General features: G+C 56.8%; 20 protein-coding genes. 11 read left to right on the forward strand and 9 right to left on the reverse strand.

Annotated features, from left to right (window positions below; translation table 11 throughout):
- Positions 1–9 precede the first annotated feature (9 nt).
- Positions 10–1,245 carry a Tm-1-like ATP-binding domain-containing protein gene (locus ABWV33_RS21985; RefSeq protein ID WP_353333838.1) on the forward strand — a complete coding sequence of 412 codons (1,236 nt, stop codon included), beginning with the start codon at positions 10–12 and terminating at the stop codon, positions 1,243–1,245.
- Between the two features lie 39 nt (positions 1,246–1,284).
- Here the strand turns inward: ABWV33_RS21985 and ABWV33_RS21990 are convergent, their stop codons facing one another.
- The 5 genes from ABWV33_RS21990 to ABWV33_RS22010 are packed head-to-tail and all read right to left on the reverse strand — an operon-like array spanning position 1,285 to position 7,216.
- Positions 1,285–2,778: an AMP-binding protein gene (locus ABWV33_RS21990; RefSeq protein WP_353333840.1), complete on the reverse strand. Its 1,494-nt coding sequence runs from the start codon at positions 2,776–2,778 to the stop codon at positions 1,285–1,287.
- The gene (sauS, locus tag ABWV33_RS21995; protein ID WP_353333913.1) at positions 2,775–4,190 is read right to left on the reverse strand and encodes an acylating sulfoacetaldehyde dehydrogenase; all 1,416 of its coding nucleotides are present in this window, start codon (positions 4,188–4,190) and stop codon (positions 2,775–2,777) included. Before sauS ends, ABWV33_RS21990 begins: the two co-directional genes overlap by 4 nt.
- A 56-nt stretch (positions 4,191–4,246) precedes the next feature.
- Positions 4,247–5,209 (reverse strand): tripartite tricarboxylate transporter substrate binding protein, encoded by a 963-nt coding sequence (locus tag ABWV33_RS22000; protein ID WP_113823186.1) that lies wholly within the window; start codon positions 5,207–5,209, stop codon positions 4,247–4,249.
- A 43-nt stretch (positions 5,210–5,252) separates the two neighbouring features.
- Entirely contained in the window at positions 5,253–5,708 is a 456-nt protein-coding gene (locus ABWV33_RS22005) for a tripartite tricarboxylate transporter TctB family protein (protein ID WP_113823187.1), read from the reverse strand.
- Positions 5,705–7,216: a tripartite tricarboxylate transporter permease gene (locus ABWV33_RS22010; protein WP_113823188.1), complete on the reverse strand. Its 1,512-nt coding sequence runs from the start codon at positions 7,214–7,216 to the stop codon at positions 5,705–5,707. Before ABWV33_RS22010 ends, ABWV33_RS22005 begins: the two co-directional genes overlap by 4 nt.
- A 115-nt stretch (positions 7,217–7,331) precedes the next feature.
- Here ABWV33_RS22010 and ABWV33_RS22015 point away from each other — a divergent pair, with 115 nt between their 5' ends.
- Positions 7,332–8,369, forward strand: coding sequence for a LacI family DNA-binding transcriptional regulator (locus tag ABWV33_RS22015; RefSeq protein WP_353333843.1), 1,038 nt, complete (start codon positions 7,332–7,334; stop codon positions 8,367–8,369).
- Here ABWV33_RS22015 and ABWV33_RS22020 read toward each other — a convergent pair.
- On the reverse strand, positions 8,359–9,627 hold the full coding sequence (locus ABWV33_RS22020; RefSeq protein WP_353333845.1) for a replication initiation protein: 1,269 nt from the start codon (positions 9,625–9,627) through the stop codon (positions 8,359–8,361). The two genes, ABWV33_RS22015 and ABWV33_RS22020, sit on opposite strands and share 11 nt — an antisense overlap.
- A 578-nt stretch (positions 9,628–10,205) precedes the next feature.
- Between ABWV33_RS22020 and ABWV33_RS22025 the strand changes: the two genes are divergently transcribed.
- Both ABWV33_RS22025 and ABWV33_RS22030 read left to right on the forward strand, forming a co-directional pair.
- On the forward strand, positions 10,206–11,591 hold the full coding sequence (locus tag ABWV33_RS22025) for an AAA family ATPase (protein ID WP_353333847.1): 1,386 nt from the start codon (positions 10,206–10,208) through the stop codon (positions 11,589–11,591).
- A complete protein-coding gene (locus tag ABWV33_RS22030) occupies positions 11,584–12,651 on the forward strand; it encodes a ParB/RepB/Spo0J family partition protein (RefSeq protein WP_121997907.1) in 1,068 nt (355 codons plus the stop codon). The genes ABWV33_RS22025 and ABWV33_RS22030 overlap by 8 nt, the downstream gene beginning before the upstream one ends.
- 46 nt (positions 12,652–12,697) lie before the next feature.
- On the opposite strand, the gene ABWV33_RS22035 is transcribed toward ABWV33_RS22030, so the two are convergent.
- Both ABWV33_RS22035 and ABWV33_RS22040 read right to left on the reverse strand, forming a co-directional pair.
- The gene (locus ABWV33_RS22035; RefSeq protein WP_353333849.1) at positions 12,698–13,849 is read right to left on the reverse strand and encodes an NnrS family protein; all 1,152 of its coding nucleotides are present in this window, start codon (positions 13,847–13,849) and stop codon (positions 12,698–12,700) included.
- Positions 13,850–13,942: 93 nt separating this feature from the next.
- Positions 13,943–14,632, reverse strand: a complete 690-nt coding sequence (locus ABWV33_RS22040; RefSeq protein WP_121997909.1) for a GntR family transcriptional regulator — start codon at positions 14,630–14,632, stop codon at positions 13,943–13,945.
- 111 nt (positions 14,633–14,743) lie between these two features.
- Between ABWV33_RS22040 and ABWV33_RS22045 the strand changes: the two genes are divergently transcribed.
- Genes ABWV33_RS22045 through ABWV33_RS22065 form a run of 5 tightly spaced genes read left to right on the forward strand, consistent with a single transcriptional unit; the run spans position 14,744 to position 19,558 of the window.
- The gene (locus ABWV33_RS22045; protein ID WP_353333851.1) at positions 14,744–15,346 is read left to right on the forward strand and encodes an amino acid synthesis family protein; all 603 of its coding nucleotides are present in this window, start codon (positions 14,744–14,746) and stop codon (positions 15,344–15,346) included.
- Entirely contained in the window at positions 15,318–16,130 is an 813-nt protein-coding gene (locus ABWV33_RS22050) for an alpha/beta fold hydrolase (protein ID WP_353333853.1), read from the forward strand. Before ABWV33_RS22045 ends, ABWV33_RS22050 begins: the two co-directional genes overlap by 29 nt.
- The gene (locus ABWV33_RS22055) at positions 16,127–17,044 is read left to right on the forward strand and encodes a flavin reductase (protein WP_353333855.1); all 918 of its coding nucleotides are present in this window, start codon (positions 16,127–16,129) and stop codon (positions 17,042–17,044) included. The genes ABWV33_RS22050 and ABWV33_RS22055 overlap by 4 nt, the downstream gene beginning before the upstream one ends.
- A 3-nt stretch (positions 17,045–17,047) precedes the next feature.
- A complete protein-coding gene (locus ABWV33_RS22060; protein WP_353333857.1) occupies positions 17,048–18,085 on the forward strand; it encodes an LLM class flavin-dependent oxidoreductase in 1,038 nt (345 codons plus the stop codon).
- A gap of 9 nt (positions 18,086–18,094) precedes the next feature.
- On the forward strand, positions 18,095–19,558 hold the full coding sequence (locus ABWV33_RS22065) for an aldehyde dehydrogenase (RefSeq protein WP_353333859.1): 1,464 nt from the start codon (positions 18,095–18,097) through the stop codon (positions 19,556–19,558).
- Here ABWV33_RS22065 and ABWV33_RS22070 read toward each other — a convergent pair whose 3' ends face one another.
- A complete protein-coding gene (locus ABWV33_RS22070) occupies positions 19,559–21,088 on the reverse strand; it encodes a sulfatase-like hydrolase/transferase (RefSeq protein WP_353333861.1) in 1,530 nt (509 codons plus the stop codon).
- A gap of 172 nt (positions 21,089–21,260) precedes the next feature.
- Here ABWV33_RS22070 and ABWV33_RS22075 point away from each other — a divergent pair, with 172 nt between their 5' ends.
- Both ABWV33_RS22075 and ABWV33_RS22080 read left to right on the forward strand, forming a co-directional pair.
- The gene (locus tag ABWV33_RS22075; RefSeq protein WP_353333863.1) at positions 21,261–22,082 is read left to right on the forward strand and encodes a DeoR/GlpR family DNA-binding transcription regulator; all 822 of its coding nucleotides are present in this window, start codon (positions 21,261–21,263) and stop codon (positions 22,080–22,082) included.
- The gene (locus ABWV33_RS22080; RefSeq protein ID WP_353333865.1) at positions 22,066–22,839 is read left to right on the forward strand and encodes an inositol monophosphatase family protein; all 774 of its coding nucleotides are present in this window, start codon (positions 22,066–22,068) and stop codon (positions 22,837–22,839) included. The genes ABWV33_RS22075 and ABWV33_RS22080 overlap by 17 nt, the downstream gene beginning before the upstream one ends.
- The last annotated feature ends 4 nt before the right edge of the window (positions 22,840–22,843 follow it).

Consider the following 22,843-nt stretch of genomic DNA (forward strand, 5'->3'; position numbering starts at 1 on the left):
AGGACCCAGATGACCGAGAAAACCATTCTGCTGATCGGCACCTATGACACCAAAGACCCGGAAATGCAGTTCATTGCTGAGTGCGTTCGTGATCAAGGCGCCAAGGTTCTGACCATGGACGTCAGCGTGCTGGGCGACCCAAGCGAACCCACCGACATCTCAAAACACGAAGTCGCAGCTGCAGGTGGCATGACCATTGATGAGGTGATCGCACTTGGGGATGAGAACAAGGCGTTTCGCGTAATGTCGCGCGGCGCAGCCACAGTGGTGGCCAAGGCGCACGCAGAAGGGCGCTTTGACGGGATGCTGGCCACGGGTGGCACCATGGGCACCGATCTGGCGCTGGATTGTGCGCAGGCGCTGCCTATGGGCGTGCCGAAATACATCGTTTCAACCGTCAGTTTTTCACCGCTGATCCCGCCGCACCGGCTTGCACCCGATATTCAGATGATCCTCTGGGCCGGGGGACTCTATGGCATGAATTCGATCTGCCGGTCGTCGCTGTCGCAGGCCGCCGGGGCCGTGGTTGGCGCAACCAAAGCAGTGATCGCGCCTGAGCGCGCGCGTCCCCTGATCGGCATGACATCGCTTGGGTCGTCCTGCTTGAAATACATGAAGACCCTTAAACCAGCCCTAGAACAACGCGGGTTCGAAGTGGCAATTTTCCATTCCACCGGCATGGGCGGCATGGCGTTTGAAAAACTAGCGGGTGAAGGCGCGTTTGCCTGCGTCATGGATTTCTCAATGCAGGAATTCGGCAACCTGATGGCAGGATCTCTGGTGTCCAGTGGCGAGGATCGTCTGACCAATGCAGGCCGTGTTGGCACACCCCAGATCGTGGCCCCCGGTGCACTGGACCTGTTGGATTTCGCAGGCTGGCAGACCATCCCTGATCAATACGCCGACCGCCCCTTTCACGAACACAACCGGCTGATCAAAAGCTCAGTCTTTAATGAAGACGAACGCCGCGCCTGGGTGCGTGAGATGGCCAACCGGCTAAGTGCTGCCAAGGGCGAGACCCATTTCATCCTCCCACTTGGCGGGGTTGAAGATTGGGATCGGGAAGGTGGCGAAACCCATGATCCTGATGGGTTAGCCGCGCTGATCGATGAGGCCCGCAAAGTGATACCAGCCGTAGTGCAAATGACCGAGGTGGACGCCCACATCAACGATCCTGAATTCTGCGACGCTGTGCTGAACCTGTTCGACCAATGGGTCGCCAAAGGCATCGTCAAAACGGATTAAATGAAAATGCCCGGCGTCAGGGTCGGGCATTTTTCAAATTTAGCTGGTTAGGTCCAACAGCTTGAGACGCTGCACCTTGCCTGACGGACCCTTGGGCAGGTCATCCAGAAAATGCACCCGATCCGGGCTTTTAAATTTGCCCAACAAGGACACGCATATTTCCAGCAATTGTTCCTCGGTTACTGTTGATCCTTCGCCAATCCGCACTGCGGCTTCGACCCGCTCACCGTATTTTTCGCATGGTCGGGCAAAGGCTGCAGCTTCAACCACCTCGGGATGAGAATGTAGCGCATCGTCGATCTCACGCGGGGCGATGTTTTCACCACCTTTGATGATCAACTCTTTAAGGCGTCCCGTGACAAAGACATAGCCGTCTTCATCCATCCGCCCCAGATCACCGGTCCGCAACCAACCGCCGGGGGCAAAGGTACCTTCTGTCGCCTCGGGGTTCTTCAGATACTCCAACATCACATTGGGTCCACGGATGACCAATTCGCCCTCGACCCCAGCCGTAACAGGCTGTTGGTTGGCGTCGAAAATCGCCACCTCGTTGCCGTATCCAATACCGGGCGAGCCGATCTTGCGAACGCCGGGGGGCAATGGATTGGATAGGATCTGCGCCGCCGTTTCGGTCAGCCCCATGGTTTCAACAATCGGGATTTCGAACCGCTTTTCAAAAGCGCGCTGCACATCTGGCGACAACGCAGACGAAGCCGAACGGCCAAAGCGGATTCGCGCCCGCGTCGCCACATCCGGGTTTTGCTCGGAATGCAGCATATGCGAGATGATCGTTGGCACCACCGAGAACCAGGTCGCTTCGGATCTGGCGGCATTGTCCCAGAACCGGCTGGCCGAGAATTTCGGACACATCGCCAGCGATCCACCCGAAATCAGAGCGCCCATCACCGTCACGCACAACCCGTTGATGTGGTAAATCGGGAGAACACACAGACCGCGATCTTGATCCGTCAATTCATGCGCAATGGACGTGGTCCAGCCTCCCGCAAGCAGGCTGGAATGCGTATGAACAACGCCTTTTGGACGGCCTGTGGTTCCCGAGGTGTACATCAACAAAGCGTGGTCATCAGCAGAGAGGTCATGAAGCTCTGCTGATGAACCACCAGTTGCCGCTGGATAATCCAGAGGGGAGATATGGGATGTATTTACGGATTCTGTGAACAGCCCGCGCTGTGTATCGTGGACAAAGGCATGGCGCGCATCACTGTGTTCCAATGCGTAAGAGACCGCGCTGGTTCCGGCGACAAGGTTGATCATCGTCGCCCGAAAACCGCCATAGAGCGTGCCAAACAGGCTCAGAACACCTTCGGGGCCATTGGGATGCAGGATCGCCACGCTTTCGCCTTTGGCAATGCCCTGATCCGTCAAATAGGATGCGATATTGCGGGCGGTATCGCGCAGTTGTTCCCACGAAATACGCGCATCCAAATCAGGAAACACAAACGCTGTGCCGCCCTGTTCTGCGCGCATGTCGACCCAATCACGCACCGTTCCTTTGGGTGGGGTCATGGTCATTGGCCAACCTCGCTCCAGTATCCGGCAAAGAGGTCTTCGACGGCTGGTTCACGCGGAGGAATTTCGCGGATCACCTTGGTGGTCTGGACGAAATGTTTCCAGTTCAGGTTATCGTCAATGGCGTTGCCACCCCAGCTGCCGCATCCCATCGACAGGGAAAACGGCATGCCGTTGTTGAACGCTCCACCGGTTGCGAAACAATGGGCCTGGTTCACAATCACCCGACAGGTCGGGATACTGCGACCCAATTCGAGCGCCCGATCGTCGCGAGCCGAATGAAGGCCGATCGAGTGCCCTGCCCCTTGGTAATTCAGAATACGCGCCGCCGTAGCCGCCGCATCTTCATAATCCCGCGCCCGGTAAAGCGCCACAACGCGGCTCAGCTTTTCCCCTGACAGGGGATGCTCTGCGCCGATCCCATCCGTTTCCACGGCCAGAAATTTCGTATCTGCTGGAACCTGATCTGCCACGCCAAGGGCCGCCAGCATTTTGTCCGCGTCCTGCGCGATCACCTCACGGTTCAGATGCCCGTCGGGCCACAATCGCTCGATGATGGTATGGGCCTGATCCGCTGGCACCAATGCGCCACCTTCGGCTGCCATGGCCGCCAGAAAATCATCATAGATCGCATCAACCACAACCAACGCATTTTCCGACGAACAGGATGTGGCATTATCAAAGGTCTTAGATGCGGTGATTTTCGCCGCTGCTGCCGCCAGATCAGCGGTTTCATCCACGATCACCGTGACATTGCCCGCGCCCACCGCCACTGCCGGAGTGCCGCAACTCTGCGCGCGATGCACGTTGTTCTGGCTGCCGGTGCAAATCACCCGGTTACAGGTTTCCATCAGGCGCTGTGTCTTGGCCTTGGAACCGGGCGATGGCAGCATCTGCACCAGATCACGGTCCAGCCCCAGCTTGTCGAATTCCGCATGAATGTAGGACAACAGCGTCTCGCACGAGGCGACACCCTTGGGCGACGGGGCCACAACAATCGCATTGCCGCCCTTCACTGCATTGATGATGTTATTGGCAGGCGTCGCCGCCGGGTTGGTTGACGGCACGACCGCCCCCACCACACCCAAAGGGCGCGCAATTTCGGTAATCCCGTTTTCTGGATCGTCCCGCACAACACCGTGGGTCTTTGCATCCGCGATATCGCGCAGCAATCCCAGCGTCTTGCGGTGGTTTTTGGTAATCTTGTCTGGCACGTTGCCCAATCCGGTGGTTTTCACCGCCAATTCAGCCAACGTCCGATTGCGCTCGGGCTGCATGATGGCCCAGCCCACCGCCAATGCGGCCTTGTCATAAAGCGCCTGACTGCCCTTGGCTTCGTAAGCTTTTTGGGCTGCACGCGCACGTGCAATGATCTGGTCCACTTGAGCGGACTCATCCTGAGCGTTCATCTTGATCCTCGATTGGTTGTCAGAGGGCGGGCTGATCCCGCCCCCCTGTGCGTCGGTTAAAATCAGAGCCCGGCAAGCAGCTCTTTCAATGTCGCTTCACGGGCAGCCCACATCTCGATCACTTCGTCACGTGTCATGATGTGCATAGGCGAACCGCCCGCTTTCATCTTTTTGGCCACCCGGCCGTTTTTGAACATTTCAGGGACAGTCACAGCCAGCTTGTCAATCACCTCCTGTGGTGTGCCTTTTGGCACCATCACACCGCGGAAATTGACCGAAGCATTGTCCACATCCAGTCCCTGTTCCTTCATCGTTGGAACGTCAGGCAGGAACGCGCTGCGCTCAAGGTCAGCAACCCCAAGAATGCGGACATTGCCTGCTTCTTGCGCGCGGAAGGCATCAGACAGGTTGTTCACACCGCCCAATACTTCGCCAGCAATCACAGATTTCATTGCCGCTGCGCCGCCACCTTTGGTCGGGATATAGGCCATCTTTACACCCGCAGCTTTTTCAATCTGCAATGCAGCAATGTGGTGACCCACAAACAGACCCGCCCCCGAGAACGTCAACTTGCCCGGGTTTTCCTTGGCAAAAGCAACAACATCATCCATTGACTGGAATTCACTGTCTGCCTTGACCACAAACACCGCCGGGTCAGCACCCCAGTTGGCAATGGGTTCAAAGCTGTCGGTGGAATACTGTACGCCGCCTTTGATCGACTGCGCGATAAAGTGCGGGACGTTGTAGGCGCCCAGCGTATATCCATCGGCGTCGGCCTGTGTCGCAAACCAGTTCCAGCCAACACGCCCACCGGCACCCGGCTTGTTGATGATCGCGATGGGCATGCCCAATGCATCTTCGTTACCAGCCGTCATCGTCACGATCCGGGCTTGGAAATCAGTGGCCCCGCCCGCGCCATACGACACCATCATCATGACGGGACGTTCTGGGTAATCAGCTGCCAAGGCAGCGCCCCCAGACAGTGCAGTTACCGCCAGTGCGGCACTCAGTAGTAGTTTCTTCATCGCGTTTCCTCCCTTGGATTTGCGTCCACCAGTGATCGGTGGTTCAGAACAGGACTTCTCGGGGTGTGTAGACGCTCAGCAACTGGGCAAAGAGCCCGTACATCACGGCCACAAACACCGCGGTAATGATCCCGCGTTTGACCCATGTTTTTATGTCCGAGTGCGACGCCGGGTCATAAAGCGACAGCAGGATGAAAAAGGCCCCGGCGGTTGCGGTGTAAAACCCCAACCCCTTTGCAGCCCAGAATACATAGACAAGCATAACCAACAGGCCCGGAGCTAGGTTGATCACCATTGTCCGTGACAGTCCCAGGCCCACTTTGGATTTCCCCAGCAGGGCCTTGGCAAAGGTCCAGCCTGCCAACGCCACAAAGACCATCGAGATCATGCGCGGGAACAAAAAGGCCTCAACCGGTTGTTGGGTGAAACTGATCCAGGCGACCCAGCACCCGACCAGAAAAACAATGCCCGATGGAATGATATGTTGTGTACGGCTCATGCCAGGGCCTCCTCTTTGGTGGTGGTTCGACGCGACCGCAGTTCCATCCAGACCGAATACGCAATCGATGCGATCACGACAAAGATCAGGAACAGGTTCAGCGGCCCGGAAAAGAAATAGCTGGCTTGGCCAACAGTGGCGTTTGCGATCATCGACCCTTGGGTAAAGTTTGCCTCGGCGATCGGGCCAAGGATCAGACCCAGCACCAGTGGTGCGGCGGAAAATCCAAAACGTTCCAGAAAGAACATGCCCAAACCAAGGCAGGCCATCACATAGACATCGCCCATCGAGCTTTGCACCGAATAGGCCCCAAAGACCGACAGCGACAAAACCACCGCAGCCATAACCGACTGGGGAACCTGAGCGACACGCGCCGCAAGACCGGCAACATAGAGCCCAAAAATGCACATCAGAACCTGCCCGATCAGCATCGAGTTGATAAAGGTCCACGCCACGTCAGGGTGATTATCAAACAGATCCGTGCCCGGGAAAATCCCATGGATCAGCAAGCCGCCCAACAGCACCGCAGCCGTGGGACTGCCGGGGATCGACAGCGTCAGCAATGGCACCAGAGACGGGCCAACCATGGCGTTGTTCGCAGATTCAGCCGCAATCACACCTTCGGGATGACCAGTGCCAAACTTGTCTTTTTCGGGGCTGAATTTCTTGGACTGATCATAAGCGACCAAACCCGCAATCTGCCCACCAACGCCGGGGATCAGACCAATAATAGAACCTGTAAGCGTGCCGATGGTCAAAGCGCGTGGCCAGCGGATCAATTCACGCGTCGCTGCCAAAACCGAATGCTTTTGCACCTCGATCACCTCGGCCCCGTCAACCTGACGGCCCTTGGCAAACATAGTTAGAACCTGTGGGATCGCGAACAGGCCAATCAAGGCTGCGATGATGTTGATCCCACCTCCCAAAGATGGGTGAAAGATAAATCGCTGTGCGCCCATGATGTCATCAAAACCAATGGTGGCCAGCCAAAGTCCGATACAGCCCGACAGCAACCCCTTAACCACCGATGCGGAATCCAAGGACCCAATCACGGTGACCCCTAGAATGGCGAGCCAGAACAAATGACTTGGACCAAAGGCCAGCGCCCAATCTGACAGAACTGGCGTCAGAAAGATCAGCAGCAAAACCCCAAACACTCCGCCAACAGCCGAGGCCAGGAACGACAGTTGCAATGCCTTTGCACCCTGCCCTTTCTTCGCCATCGTATGCCCGTCCAGTGTGGTCGCGATATTTGCGGGTGCTCCGGGAATTTTCAACAAGATCGCGCTGACCGCGCCCCCCGCCACAGTTGAGGTATAGGCCGCCCCCAACAAGATCAGACCCTGTGCCGCCTCCAATTGAAAGGTGAACGGGATGAGCAAAGCCACAGCCATTGTCGGCGAAAGGCCGGGCGTTGCCCCAAGGATCAGACCTCCGATTGTGCCGCCCAAGAGCAGCATGAAAGAGAGGGGCGAGAATACGTCGCCGAAGTAGTAGATGAACTCCATTCTGGGGCCTCCCAACCCAAGTCTTTTGCTTTCTCAGCTTTGTTGACAATTGAGCGTAGGCCATGAAAATAGTATTGCAAATGTTTTCATAAAATAACCTGAGGAGAGGTGATTTATGGCTAAAAAACAAAACTCTAGGTCTGATATTGTTGCTGTAGCGCTGGCTGCGAACGTATCTGCATCGACAGTGTCGCGCTGCTTCAACCACCCTGATTTGGTGAATCCAACAACCCGTCGCAAGGTCGATCGGGCGGTCAAAAAGCTAGGATATATCCGCAATCGCGCCGCCCAGGCGATGCATGGAAAACGGTCCGCCACCATCGGATTGATCGTGCCCACCATCGATCACGCCATCTTTGCAGAGGTGGTACAGGCGTTTTCAACCGCGATTGAGGCCGAGGGCTTTACCACTTTGCTTGCCTCGCACGGATACGACCTGACCAAAGAATACGACGTTCTGCGCAAGCTGTTGGAACACCGGGTGGATGGTGTTGCTCTGATCGGGTTGGAACATTCAGAAGAGACATTTCAACTGCTCAAACAACAGGGTGTGCCCTGTATCGCTATCTGGAACTTTACCGAAGGCTCCAAAATCTCATGCGTGGGGGCAGAAAACGCCGAAGCGGGGCGGCTGGCAGCCGACCACCTGATCACTCTTGGGCATCGCAAAATCGGCACGATATTTCCCAGCGTCGCAGGTAATGACCGCGCACGTGACCGTCGCGACGGGGCCATGATTGAACTTGAAAAGGCAGGCATCACCGTGCCCGAAGGCTGGCAGGTCGAATCCCCCTATAATCTGCAACAAGCCAAACAAGCAGCCACAGAATTATTATCGTTAGAGCGCCGCCCCCAAGCGATGCTCTGCGGGAATGATGTGATTGCACAAGGCGTGATTTATGCGGCCCATACCCTTGGATTAAGCGTTCCGGACCATCTGTCCGTCATCGGAATCGGAGACTTCAAAGGATCCGCGGAAATGGAACCCGCGCTGACAACCATTCGCATTCCCGCCCAAAGCATCGGGCGGCTGGCTGGCGAAGAGATCTGTGCTGCAATTTCCGAAGATGAGCCCGCGTTGGTCCGCCATCGGTGCGAATTAAAGGTTTTGATACGGGCCACAACGGCGCGGTCCCCATCGGTTACTCTTTAAAGGCCCCCGGTTCGAGCTCTGCCCAGAATTCGAAAATAGCTGTGGCATTCAACCCAGATCGCCAGCCATGCGCAGCAAAGCTTTCGCGCTCTAAATCGTCTCTGAGGCTGGCCATAAACAACTGTTTGTCTGCGTCGCGTTGAGTCGGGTTTCGCCGCGAAACCAAATCTTCGACAATGGCAAATTTTGCGGCGCGGGCACTACGCTCTGTAGCACGTGCTTCGTAAGCTTGATCTTCGGCGGCCTTCTCGGCGGCGCGTACAGCAGCAGCTGCAACGGCTTCAGCGGTAGGTGGTTCAGGATCGGATTCTGGAGCCGTTGTGCCGGAATAGTCGTCACGCAACGCAGCGGACAGATACCCAACGGTCGATTTCACATCCCCCTGCCCTTTCATATAGTCCAGCTTTTGCTGCACATATGCCTCGCCGTGTTCCGCTATCCACTGGCGCGCCAGCCGGTCCGACACGCCTTGTGCCCGCAAAGCCCGGTACACGCCAAGATTTCGAACGCCTTCGCTGTCATCGATCTGGAACATCGCCATCTGGGGGTTCTCGCGGATCAGGAAGCGAATGTCCGTCACCGAGCGCCCCTTTTTCCGGAACTCTGGTTCAATCACGATGTCAGCGCTTTTGTTCACCTCGGCTACGGCTGTTTTGATGATCTTGGCGTTCAGATGTTTGAAGCTTTCGTAATAGCTGGACCCATCTACGCCCATCAGTTTGCGAAAGGTTTCCAACGTCCACCACCCCGTCGAACCCGTCCGCACAAACCGGTAACAGTTCTCATACAAGGCCAGCCCATGGCCTGAACTAAAGTTGCGCTGAATATGCACATTGATCAGCGCATAAATTTTCGGGTCGTGCAGCTTCTGCGCCAAGGCGGGGGAATAGGCATATTCACAAACTCCATTCGTCAGCTTGGCAAACGACAGCAACGATGACACGCCCCATTCCTGACGGCCCTTGTCATCCAGCATATCCCATTCCGCAACGGTTTCAGCCAAGGCCCGTAAACTGGCCCGTAGAGTGTCAAAGTCGTTGGAGTTATATCCCACCATCATTGCCAGTGTTCGGGCATCAATGGTGTGGGTTTGGGCCGATGTCAGAGCGTCATAAGCATTAAGCAGCAAAACGTTGGATAACTTGCGCTGCAGCAGAGTGAGTTTGCCACTGATATGGATCGCAGCGACGTTCTTTTTCACCGTCTCGCGACGCAAAGCACCGCTGAGGTGGTCCATATCTATTTGCGTATCGGACATGAAAAAGGCGCCTGTTCGTTTTCAACAGGTATGCCACGAAAGGTACCCATGCACAACGACTTTTCAGGTTCCTTACTGCTTCAAACAGACGTCCCGTAGACAGGTACCTTAACAGCAAGATCGCCATGCCTACCTGTTGATAAGACTCGGCGCAAGCGCAATTCGGTCCTCAACAGCGCGAAAACGAGCAAAAAATCGACCATATTTGGCTGATTCAAGGCGGTCCAAACTCTCCTGTGAATTGGGACCCTTCTTCCTGTATCCAGGTACCTATGATCCCGTAATCAGGTACCTTTAACCCTGCATACGGGTTCCCTTTAACCTGATGATGGGTCCCCAAACTAAGCTAACACATTATAACTAATATAGTTTCTGTGGTTAAAGACTCTAAACATCATAAACTAAATAAACTCTTTGTTGCTGCTTTTTCTTCTATTAGTTCGAAGGTTTCGTCGCGAAACCGCCACGGAGTTCTGCAATATCACTATATTTCGTATGAATTGCTGGCGCCATTTTTCTATGTTCGCTATTCTCGGATATATACGCCAAAAAGGCGAACATTTACCGAGGCACCGACAGTGAGCAAAACACCCCCACCTCCTCTGCCACCCTATTTAAATCTTGACCCCGAGGCGGCAGCCAAGCGTCTCCCAGACCCTATAGGGACTACCCGATTCGCGAAAGCAGCTGCGTTTTGCGGCAAAGGGCGTGAAGATCTGGCCCGACGGGGATACGCCCCGGATGGTGAAAAACGTCTGCGTAAGTTTTCGATCTGGGAGATAACAAAATATCTTATCCCCGTTGCGCCTGCTCATCTGCGGCGCGTGCTAAAAGCAAACCCGGACCTGCCCGAAGGCGAAGGCGAAGGCGGATCGAAATGGTTCACGCTAGAAGAGGTCCTGACCCTGCGACAACATTTTGCCAGCGAAGGGATCAGCACCAAAGAATACCTGCCCTACCGTCCCGAGGGACAACCCGCCAAGGTGGTCTCAGTCGCCAACTTCAAAGGCGGGGTTGGGAAAACAAGCACTGCTGCCCATCTGGCTATGTCTGCGGCCCTGGACGGTTACAAAGTTCTGGTCATTGATCTGGATTCCCAAGGGTCGATGACGTCGATCTTGGGCGGTAAAGTTGCGGATGAATGGCAGACCGTCTTTCCGCTGATTGCTAAAGATTACGCTAAGGCGGTGATGCAGGAAAACACTGTGCGCGCCGCGGCGGGTGAACCGGAAATTGGGTTGGACGAAACCCTGCAAGAGGCGCTGAAGGTCACACCGCAGGATGTCATCCAGAAAACCCACTGGCCCAACATTGATCTGATTGGTGCGCAGCTGAATCTGTATTGGGCGGAATTTCAGATCCCGGTTTGGCGCATGGGGCTCCGGTCTTGGCCACTATGGGATGGCTTGACTAACTTCCTCGAAGGCGAAGGTATTCTGGATGAATACGATATCGTCTTTCTGGATACGCCCCCTGCCCTTGGCTACCTGACCATCAATGCGTTGGCTGCGGCGGACATTCTGTTGGTGCCGCTTGGAGCTTCGTTTCTTGAGTTCGACTCGACCGGCCGGTTTTTCGACATGCTTTACACCACCTTTGCCAGTATCGAAGATGGGGAAAATGCAGCCCAACGCGCTGCTGGTTTGCCAGAGATCAAATTCGAATGGGATGTGGTCCGAGCGATCATTACCCGGTTTGACGCCAGCCAACAGACTGACATGGCCAACGTGATCCAGGCCTACTTTGGGGATTTCATGAATGCCTACCGTCAGGATTACACCGCCTTGGTTGGGCAGGCTGGCGAACAGGTCAACGGGATCTACGAGGCGGATTATCGGGAGTTCAACCGCGACACCTATGTGCGCGGGCGCGAAACCTTTGACCGGACCTACGCCGAATTCAAACAGCTACTGATTGGCTGCTGGTGGCGTGATGCAAATATGGGAGGAGCAGAGAATGGCTAAACGCAGACGTCTAAGCGCGCCTGATGCGGCAGAACTTGAACAGCTAGAGGCGGGTTTCGCCACGAAACCCAGCATCAGCCCCTTTGAAAACACATCTGCGACCCCACCGATTGCGCAGGTCGCGGCCGAAGCCGCGCGCCTGTCTGGAATGGCAGCGGTAACTGATCGTGTTGCCCTGGCACAGGATCAAGGCGATGCCGGGCGGTGGCGCGATGCGACCGCTGCGGGGCTTGTGGCTCAACGCATTCCTTTGGATCAGATCGAGGCGGATTTCATTCGTCGTGACCGTATGACTGAAGACGAAGAAGCCATGCAAGAGCTGGTGATCTCGTTGCGGGCAAATGGATTACGCACTCCGATCGAGGTGACTCCAACGCCCGAAGGGTTCGGATTGATTTCTGGGTATCGGCGGTTGATGGCGTTTCGGCAGCTGGCGATCACTGACCCGATGTTTGCAGATATCCCGGCTTTTGTCCGTGATGCGGGGGCCGGGGCGACGGCCTATGTCTCGATGGTTGAAGAAAACGAAATGCGCTCGAACCTGAGCCATTATGAACGCGGACGGATTGCGGTTCTGGCAGCCGGGCAGGGGGTGTTCCCCTCGGTCGAGGCGGCGGTTGATGTGTTGTTTGCAGCAGCATCTAAAGCCAAACGGTCCAAAGTGCGCAGTTTCGCAATGGTGCACGAGGCGTTGGGGGATCTGTTGCGGTTCCCAGTATCACTGTCGGAAAAAGCCGGGTTGCAACTGGCCACCGCATTGCGGGACGGGGCGCAATCCAGATTGCGCGATGCATTGGATGGGTCGGATGCTTCGGATGCCAAAAGCGAATGGAAGGTGCTGGATACAGCACTGTTCGGAATCCCAGTTGGTCCCAAGGATAAATCTCGTGGGGGTCGCCCCCAACAAATCACCCGACTGTCAGCGCGCACGTTGACAAGCGGCGGCAAACTGGATGCTGAAGTGTCCCCAGACGGTGTGCGGTTCCGGGTTGCGGGGCGCGATCTGGGGGTGGCCGAGGCGCAGCGCCTGATGGATATTCTGGCGCGTGAGCTGGGGTAGTTTCGTCGCGAAACCGTCATTGCTGGTTTCGCGACGGCTTCGCCTGTCAGCTTAGGCGGGGCTTAAACATCCATGGGCCAATCCGGATGATGAACAGCCCAAAGGCCGCGATCCAAAATAGCGCGGCAAGATCCAGCATCCAATCGATGTCGGGAAACGAAGCCCACAAAAACCGGGCAATCACTGCCGCGATGATACAGGTCAGAGCCAGCGTGAGCCGGATATCAGACACCAGGGGTCGCCCGGTGTGGCCCATGCTGGCGCGCATCATGACGGCCAAAGTCATGCCACCAATGGCCCCAATGCCGATGACATGAAGCCCGGCCGTGGCATAGGCGGGATCAAACACACCCAGAGCAATAGCCGCTAAACCCACAGGGATCATTGCGTAATAGACATGCAATGCGAACAAGATGGGGTTCACACGAGTCCGCCATCCACCCCAACGCGCCAGTCGCATCAGGTGGAGCGTGGCGCTCAGCAACAACACCACGCCGGTGCCGGTCCATTCGGGCAGGAACACCCAGGCAAGCAATGAGATCAGCCCTGAAACCAGACAGACACCATCAAATCGGTTCATCATCGGGGGCTTTGGCTCAACACCTTTTTGGATCATCCAGTTGCGGGTAAACGCAGGGGTGATGCGCCCGCCGATCAACATCAACAAAAAGATCAGCGCAGCAAACCCAAGACGGATGGTCGTTGCAGCGTACCCTTCTGTCAGGGTTTCGACATGAAACCCAATGTTAGCCAAAGTGAACAATGAGACAGGAATAAGAACAGCCATATTGCGCCAATTGCGCCCTGCGATGACTTCGCGGGCCATGACACCCAAAACCATCGGTAAAAACAAACCTTCGCACACAATCGCAACCAAAGGGGGCAGGGGCGTGATCATCGCCACGCGACCCAAGACCCAGACGGCAAACAAGACGATCAAGGCCCATCCGCTCAGCGGTGGACGATTGGTCCAGTTGGGGACTGCCGTCAGCAAAAAGCCGGTCAGGACCGCTGAACCATAGCCAAACAGCATTTCATGGACGTGCCAGCTTTGGGCGTCATATCGGAACGCCAATTCCAGATCGATGCGCAGCGACAGGATCCAAAGGACGATGGCGAGCGGTGCAAAAACAGCAGCGCCCAGAAAAAAGGGTCGAAACCCCAATTCAAAGAATGGAACGGAACGAGGAGAAGTCATGGCCAGCTCTCTTTGTCGGATTTTGCCCGGGCCTAGCGCAAAGTGAGACGGCGCGCGTTGCGCCAAATCAAATATGTATTCTGGAATGTAGGATTATTCAGGGGGCTCCAGCGACAATAAGCGCTGTGCAACGGTGGCGGCATCATCCAAATGGGCCGCTACGGCGGCGCGCGCGGCATTGGGGTCGCCGGCAATGATGGCGTCACTTATGGCGCGCATATGGTCCAGACCTGGGCGCGCGCGCTGGGTTGCCGACAGGGTCATGATCCGCAACCTGCTGATGCGCCCGTTCAGCCGTTGAACGATTTCCCAAGCCACCGAATGGCCCGCGCCCAGAAAGATGACCCGATAGAATCCCGACGATGCCTGAAACAGTGCGCCGGGGGTGGTCTGGTCAAACTCTTGTTCCAGCGTGGCGAGTGCAGCTTGCAAGTCGCGGGTCAAATCCGATGTCACGGTTTGGGCACAGGCGACCGCCGCTGCCGTCTCTAACATGCGGCGAATGTCGTATATCTGGCGCGCGTCATTCCATTCCATCCGGGCCACGATGGGGCCGCGATTGGGCAGAATCTCCACCAAACCTTCGGCTTCTAAATATCGGATGGTTTCGCGAACGACGGTGCGACTGACCCCAAGTTGGTCGCACAACGGGCGTTCAACCAATCTTTGTCCGGGTTTGAAATGCCCATCAATGATCGCGGCACGCATCTTGTCCTGCACGATTTCGCGAAGCGTTGCAGGGGGTTGTTCGATTTTCAGATGCGAAAGGTCGGATTGGGTCATTGGCGTAATTTAACAGTCCGCCAGCAGAGAGACAAGAAATTCTTGACTAACGGGATTATGGTATACCATATGTTTGTCAGTTCGAAACACAGTGAATCAGGTGCTCCTCCCATGCCCGCAGAAATCCGCAAAACGCAGCTCTTCATCGAAGACACCCTGATCGAAGGCGGCAAGGTCGCTGAAACGCCGTTGAAAATGATCGCCGCCATTGCCGTGATCAAAAACCCATGGGCGGGGCAGGGTTTTGTCGAGGATTTGAAACCCGGCATTATGGATTGCGCCCCCGGTCTGGGCGAGTTGCTGACCAAAATGGTGCTGGATGCCGCTGGTGGCGGTGACATGGTCGAAGGGTATGGTAAGTCTGCAATCGTTGGCGTGAACGGTGAGGTCGAACATGCCTCGGGGCTGATCCACACCCTGCGGTTCGGTAATTACTTTCGTGAAGCTGTTGGTGCGAAAAGCTACCTGTCGTTCTGCAACACGCGCGGCCCGGCCAACGCACCGCTCTACATTCCGTTGATGGACAAAAATGATGGCGGCAAGCGTTCGCACTATTTGACCATCCAAACCTCGGTTGCGGATGCGCCGGGTCCGGATGAAATCGTGATCGCGCTGGGGGCCTCGATTGGGGGCCGCCCCCATCACCGTATCGGTGACCGCTATCAGGACCTCAAGGATCTGGGCCATGACCTCGACAACCCTGCAGCTGTCTGAGCCATACGGCCAGGTCGCGTATCGCGACACAGGCACCGGCGCGCCGGTTCTGTTGATCCATGGCGTCGGTATGCAGTCGGCGTCGTGGGGTCCACAGATCGACACGCTGTCGGCCACACATCGCGTGATTGCGGTAGATATGCCGGGGCATGGTGGCAGCGATCCATTGCCAGAGGCTGCCGAGCTGCCGGATTTTGTCGCATGGTTGTTCGCTGTTGTGACCGCGCTGGATCTTGGACCTGTCAGTTTGGCGGGACATTCCATGGGCGCGTTGATCGCCGGGGGCTTTGCTGCTGAATATCCCAACATGGTTGCGCGGGTGGCCGTAGTGAACGGCGTCTATCGCCGCAACGCCGCCGCACGTGCAGCGGTCGAGGCGCGCGCCGCCGAAATCAAACAGGGCAAGGTTGATCTGGAAACCCCGCTGACCCGCTGGTTTGGCGACAGCGCGCAGGATCAGATTGCGCGCGATCAGGTCGCGGGATGGCTTAGCGCCGTGGATATGAGCGGCTATGCCACAGCTTACGGGGCCTTTGCGCGCGGCGACAGCACCTATGCGGATGCGTGGGGCAGGGTGACATGCCCAATGCTGGCCTTGACGGGCGATGGTGACCCGAATTCGACACCTGAGATGTCTCAAGCCATGGCAGCAGCTGCCCAAAACGGTGCGGCTAAAGTGATCACAGGTCACCGCCACATGGTGAACTTGACCGCGCCCAACGAAGTGACAGCCATATTGCAAGATTGGCTGTCCCGCTCTCTGACCCAAAGGAGAACCGCATGACCACGATTGATCCGCGCGCGCTGCGCAATGCGTTTGGCACCTTTATGACCGGCGTTACCGTGGTGACGGCCCATGACGCAGACGGCAATCCGCTGGGTTTCACGGCGAACTCGTTTACCTCTGTTTCGATGGATCCGCCGCTGGTGCTAGTCTGCTTGGCCAATTCTTCGCAGAACTACGATGCGCTGACGCAGGCGGATGGCTTTGCCATCAACATCCTGTCCGAGCATCAAAAAGACGTGTCGAACACTTTTGCCCGCCCGGTTGATGACCGCTTTGCCTGTGTCGACTGGCGCACAGGCCCGCATGGGTCGCCGGTGTTTGATGGTGTGTCTGCGTGGTTTGATTGTTCCATGCATAAAACGGTCGAAGCGGGCGATCATGTCATCCTGATTGGTCAGGTGCAGGCATACGACACCAGCCCCACACCGGGTCTTGGCTATGCGCGCGGGGCCTATGTCACCCCCATGGCCGAGGCCGAGGCGCTGAGCCAGAACGCAAACCTGATCGTTTCGGCTCTGATCGCACGTGGCAACGAAGTTCTGTTGGTGGATGACGGCAACGGCGGTTTGGCCCTGCCAGAAATCCGCGTCGGCAAAGACGGTGCCAGCGCCGCCTTGACCAAACTGATCGAGGCCTCGGGCCTCTCGGCAGAGCCCGGCTTCATCTATTCTGTTTTCGAAGATGGTGCGCGCGAACATCAACATATCTCGTTTCTGTGCCAAGCGGCTGATGGCATCCCGGCAAAGGGGTGTTTTACCGAACTCAGCGCGTCGACCTTGATGGACATTGCTGACCCAGCAGTGCGCATCATGCTCGAACGGTTCGCCAGCGAAAGTCGCATGGGCAATTACGGGGTATATTATGGCAACCAGACCAGCGGCAAAGTCCGCCCGATCGTGTCAGGGAGTTAAGGCATGAAGTTTTCTTTGTTTGCGCATATGGAGCGTATTTCACCGGATGAAGATCAAAAGCAGCTGTATGATGAGTTCATCGAGCTGTGCAAAATCGCTGATGAGGGCGGGATGCATGCGGTCTGGACCGGCGAACACCACGGGATGAATTTCACCATCTCGCCCAATCCGATGCTGAACCTGATCGACGTAGCAAGGCATACGAAAAATGTGCGCCTAGGCACCGGTACCGTGATTGCGCCGTTCTGGCACCCGATCCGGTTGGCGGGCGAGGCGGCGATGACCGATATAATCACCGATGGCCGTTTGGATTTGGGCATCGCGCGCGGGGCTTATTCCTATGAATACGAACGCATGATGCCGGGCATGGACGCTTGGGAGGCTGGGCAGCGTATGCGTGAACTGATCCCCGCCATTCAGGGTCTATGGAAGGGCGATTACGCCCAAGAGGGGGAATTCCACTCTTTCCCCAAAACCTCGTCATCGCCTATGCCGACGCAGAAAAACGGGCCGCCCATCTGGGTGGCGGCGCGCGATCCCAACAGCCACGAATTTGCGGTTTCAAACGGCTGCAACGTGCAGGTCACGCCGCTTTGGCAGGGTGACGCTGAAATCGAAAGCCTGATGGTCAAGTTCAACGACGCGTGCGCCAAATTCCCGGATCAGCCCCGCCCCAAGATCATGTTGCTGTTGCACACCTATGTGGCCGACAGCCCCGAAGATGTGAAACTGGGCGCCGAAGAGCTGAACCGGTTCTACAACTACTTTGGTGCATGGTTCAAAAACGAACGCCCTGTTGAACAAGGGTTGATTAAAACGCTAAGCGATGAAGAAATCGCCGGGCATCCCTTTTACAACCCCGAGGCGATGGAACGGGATTTGGTGATTGGCGAACCCGCAGCGGTGATTGAACGGCTCAAAAAGTACGAGGCGTTGGGCTATGATGAGTTCTCGTTCTGGATCGACTCCAGCATGAGCTTTGAGCGTAAGAAGGCTTCGCTCGAGCGGTTTATCAACGATGTGATGCCCGCGTTTCGGTAAGGATTAGAAATGCAACAGTTCCAGCAATATATCGACGGCGCGTTTGACGATGGATCGGCGCAGTTCCACAGCATTGATCCCGCCACGGGTGCGGCGTGGGCCAGCATGCCCGAGGCGCAGGCCGCAGATGTGAACCGCGCGGTCCAAGCTGCGGAAACGGCCTTTTTAGGCTCTGAATGGGCGCTTATGACGGCGACGCAGCGGGGCAAGCTGCTGCATCGTCTGGCCGATCTGGTGGCCGAGAACGCCCCCTGTCTGGCCGAGCTGGAAACCCGCGACACGGGCAAGATCATTCGCGAAACCAGCGCGCAGATCGCTTATGTCGCGGAATACTACCGCTATTACGCCGGGTTGGCGGATAAGATCGAAGGCGCACATCTGCCCATCGACAAACCAGATATGGAGGTCTGGTTGCGCCGCGAACCCATCGGCGTGGTGGCCGCAGTTGTGCCGTGGAATTCGCAGCTGTTCCTGTCGGCTGTAAAGATTGGACCCGCATTGGCCGCTGGTTGTACAGTGGTGCTGAAAGCATCCGAAGAAGGCCCCGCGCCGATGCTGGAGTTCGCCCGGATTTTTGATCAGGCCGGGTTCCCCAAGGGGGTGCTGAACGTCATCACCGGCGGTCCCGAAGCGGGCGCGACCCTGACAAGTCACCCAAAGGTGGCGCATGTGGCGTTCACCGGCGGGCCAGAGACTGCGCGCCATATCGTACGAAATTCGGCCGAAAATCTCGCTTCGATCTCGCTCGAGCTGGGCGGCAAGTCCCCGTTTATCGTGTTTGAAGATGCGGATATCGACAGCGCGGTCAACGCGCAGGTCTCGGGCATCTTTGCGGCGACTGGGCAGAGCTGTGTTGCTGGATCGCGGTTGGTGATTTCGAACAAGATCAAGGACGAGTTCCTAACCAAGCTCAAGGCCAAGGCTGAAGCCGTGGTGATCGGGGATCCAACTGACATGGCGACCGAGGTCGGCCCGTTGTGCACCTTGCATCAACGCGACAATGCGCTGGCACTCATTGCAGCGTCTGAAAAACAGGGCGCGCGCGTGGTCACCGGTGGGCAGCCGATTGCGGGTGATGGGTTCTATTTCCCGCCCACGATCATCGACTGTTCAGACGCCCCGCAAGCGGATTGCATCACCAACGAGTTCTTTGGCCCGGTTCTGTCGGTCCTGTCGTTTGATACCGAAGAAGAAGCGTTGGAAATTGCCAATAACACGACCTTTGGTTTGGCTTCTGGCGTATTCACCAGCAGTCTGACCCGCGCGCACCGGATGATCCGGGGCATTCGCGCGGGCATTGTCTGGGTCAATACCTATCGGGCAGTCTCGCCCATCGCGCCCTTTGGTGGGCACGGTTTGTCGGGTCATGGCCGCGAAGGCGGCATGCAGGCCGCGCTGGATTATACCAAGGTCAAAGCGGTCTGGCTAAAAACGTCGGACGATCCGATTCCTGATCCGTTTGTCATGCGGTGATCACGGATACCGCTTCTGTTTGCGCGGCCCGTCATTGGTGATGGAATCCAGCGACAGAGTGTGATCCATATTTCGCATTCGGTGGCGCAGCATCTGCCGGGTCAGGCGGTTCAGGTCCGCCTGATACGCTGGCTGATCCGCAACATTGGCAAATTCACCCGCGTCTTCGTGGTCAAACAGGATCGGCGGTAGGTCAGCCGCAAATTCGACCAGAGTAAAACGATCGTTGCGCAGGATACCGAGTGATGAATCGCTAGGCCCTGTGCCAAGGGTCTTTTCCCACAACGAAGGCGTTTCAGGGTCTGAAAAGTCCAGCTCGGAAAAGGAATAGCCGCGCCAGTCGCGTGGCGTTTCGCCTTGCAAGAACGGCATCAAAGACCTGCCATCCATTGAATTTGGAATCTCTTGGCCGACCCAGTCCAGGATGGTTGGGGTGATGTCGATTGATTCCGTCGGCACTGTGACCTCGGTTCCCGCAGACAGCCCCGGCGCACGGATTACCAGCGGCGTGTGATAGGCGGCGTCATAGACTGAAAACTTTCCCCAGGAATGGCGATCACCCAGCATTTCGCCGTGATCGGCGGTGATCACCACCAATGTGTCGTCGTATTGGCCACTGTCTTTCAGGAACTGGATGACCCGCCCGATATGCAGATCAACCTCGGTCGCGAGGCCGAAATAGAGGGTGCGCAGGGTCTGCACGTTTTCATCCGTTGGTTCCAGATCCGGAAACCCAACCACAAAACGGGCAGGGGTCGCGCTGGCTTGCGCGGGGCCGCAGAACGGGTGGATTGCGAGTTCCGCATTAGTATCCGCAAGCCGGGCGGGCAGGGGGATCTGATCGAGGTCATACATGTTGTTGTAGGGCGCTGGCGCAACCATCGGCGGGTGCGGGCGGATATAGGTCAGATGCGCGAACCAACTTTGATCAGCATAGGCTGGCATGGTGGCCAGAAACCGATCCGTCAAGAAGGCGGTGTCGCTGTCTTCGGCACGGTAGAGCGCGGGGTCATTCACACGGGGTGCCGCGCCAGTGGGTGAGACAGGTTGGTAGACTTGTTCATAGCTGTCAAAATTGTAGCCGTTGTTCATCAGGTGCGAGCGCCACGGATAGGACATCTCGAACCGCATCTCTAACATCTCGTGAAATCCGGCCATTGGGTATTCGTAGGTGTGCATCGCAGGGTCGCTGGTATGAAAGGCGCGGGGATCTTGAGAGGTGTCAGTATAGCCAAACAGCATTGGAACATATCCAGCCTTGCGCATTTCGGATGCAACAGACGGGGTATCGTGGCGCAGGGGCGTGCCATTGCGCACCGACCGATGGTTCATGGAATATTGTCCAGTCAGCAAAGATGCGCGCGAGGGACCACAAGGATTCACCGCGGAATAATGGCGTTTGAACGTTACCGCCTCATCCATAAAGGCGCGCAGATTGGGCAGATCCACATGGTCCGATAGCGCCCCAAAGACGCAATCAGCGCGCAGCTGGTCGATTATGACAAAGAGGACATTCTTGGGCTCACGCATAAGGGGCTCCGATGTGCGGGCGTCGCTGGTCAAACCCACATAACCGGCATTTTCCATCACTGGAAAGAGGATTTTTGCCAAGTTTCCCACTTTTGGTGGTCATGGTTGTGTGAAAAATCCACAAACCAGTTGAATATTTGTGGGATTTTGTGGCATCACGAGGGAATTCGCCTTGACCGGAGGCCTAACCGTGGCCCAAACATCGACCCACTCGCATCGGGAACTGGAACTACTCGACGCGTTGCGCCGACTGGGTGGATCCGCTCGCGGGGCCGAATTGGCCAAAGCACTTGATGTGTCCGAGGAAACCGTGCGGCGCACCATCAAATCCCTGTCAAAATCCGGCGCGGTCGAACGTGTGCACGGCGGGGCCTATCTGGCTGGAACACAGGGCGATCCTAGCTTCTTCCGCCGCATTTCACGTCATTCTGATGAAAAGCAGGCGATTGCTGCGGGGGTCGCGGACCAGGTTCATGATGGCATGACCCTGTTTCTCGATGTTGGGACCACAACGGCCTTTGTGGCCGAGGAATTGCGCCAACGTTCGGGCCTTACGGTTGCGACCAATTCGATTGGCGTGGCGCAAGCCCTGGTCAATCACAACGGCAACAAGGTGCACCTGTTAGGTGGGGAAATGCAGGGCGATGAGCGCGGCACCTTTGGCTTTGTCACTGAACGACAGGCGCGGCGGTTTGCGTTTGATATGGCGATCCTGAGTGTTGATGCGCTCAGCGCCAAGCGCGGCTTTTTGTACTTAAACGAGACCGAAGCCAATCTGGCGGGGGTGATCGCCGACAGCGCAGAAAGTGTTCTGATGGCCGTGGATCACCACAAATTCAGCGAAACGGCCCCCTACCAAGGCCCGGAACCGCGACAGGTGGATATGGTGGTAACGGATCAACCCCCCGGAGCAAAACTGGCAACTGCCTTGCTCGACTGGGGGATTGTCACACATTTATCGAGTGGAGCGGACAGCGATGCTGACCACGATTGAATACACGATCCATGCAGCCAAGATTGCCGATTTTGCCGGAGAAGCGGCGCGCGGCTATTTTCGCGGCAGCCTAGGGATCGAATTTAAAGAAGACGAAAGCCCAGTCACTCAGGCCGACAAAGGGGTCGAGGCCCTGATCCGATCCTATTTGGCCGAGCATTTCCCTGATCACGGGATTTTCGGCGAAGAACACGGGATAGAAGGCGCGGATCGTGCGGATATGTGGATCATTGATCCGATTGATGGCACGCGGTCGTTTCTGTCCGGGCACCCCTTGTTTGGCATGCTGTTGGGGCTGCTCCACGATGGGGTTCCGCAACTCGGCGTGATTGGCATGCCAGCGCTTGGAGAAGTGTTCATCGGAGCCAGAGGGGCAGGGGCCACGTTGAACGGAGCGTCGATCCACAGTTCCAACCAGACGAATCTGGACCGGGCGATCCTTTATGTGAACGAAGGCGAAAAGATCTATCGTGACTATCCGCAGACCTTTGACCGGCTGACCAAAGCGGGCCAAACCCGGCGGTTTTCATATGATTGTTATCCGCACGCGTTGTTGGCCGCCGGCCATGTGGATGCCGTGGTCGATTATGATTTGCAGCCCTATGACTATTTGCCCGTCTCTGCGGTGGTGGAGGCCGCAGGTGGCATGATGACGGATTGGCAGGGGCAACCTCTGACCCTGAAGTCTGACGGGCGGGTGATTTCGGCGGCGACGCCAGAATTGCACACCGCCCTTTTGGCGCTGGTGAACGGATAACGCG

It is taken from the genome of Phaeobacter sp. NW0010-22, assembly GCF_040365955.1.
In the GTDB taxonomy this organism is placed as follows: Bacteria; Pseudomonadota; Alphaproteobacteria; order Rhodobacterales; family Rhodobacteraceae; genus OMPR01.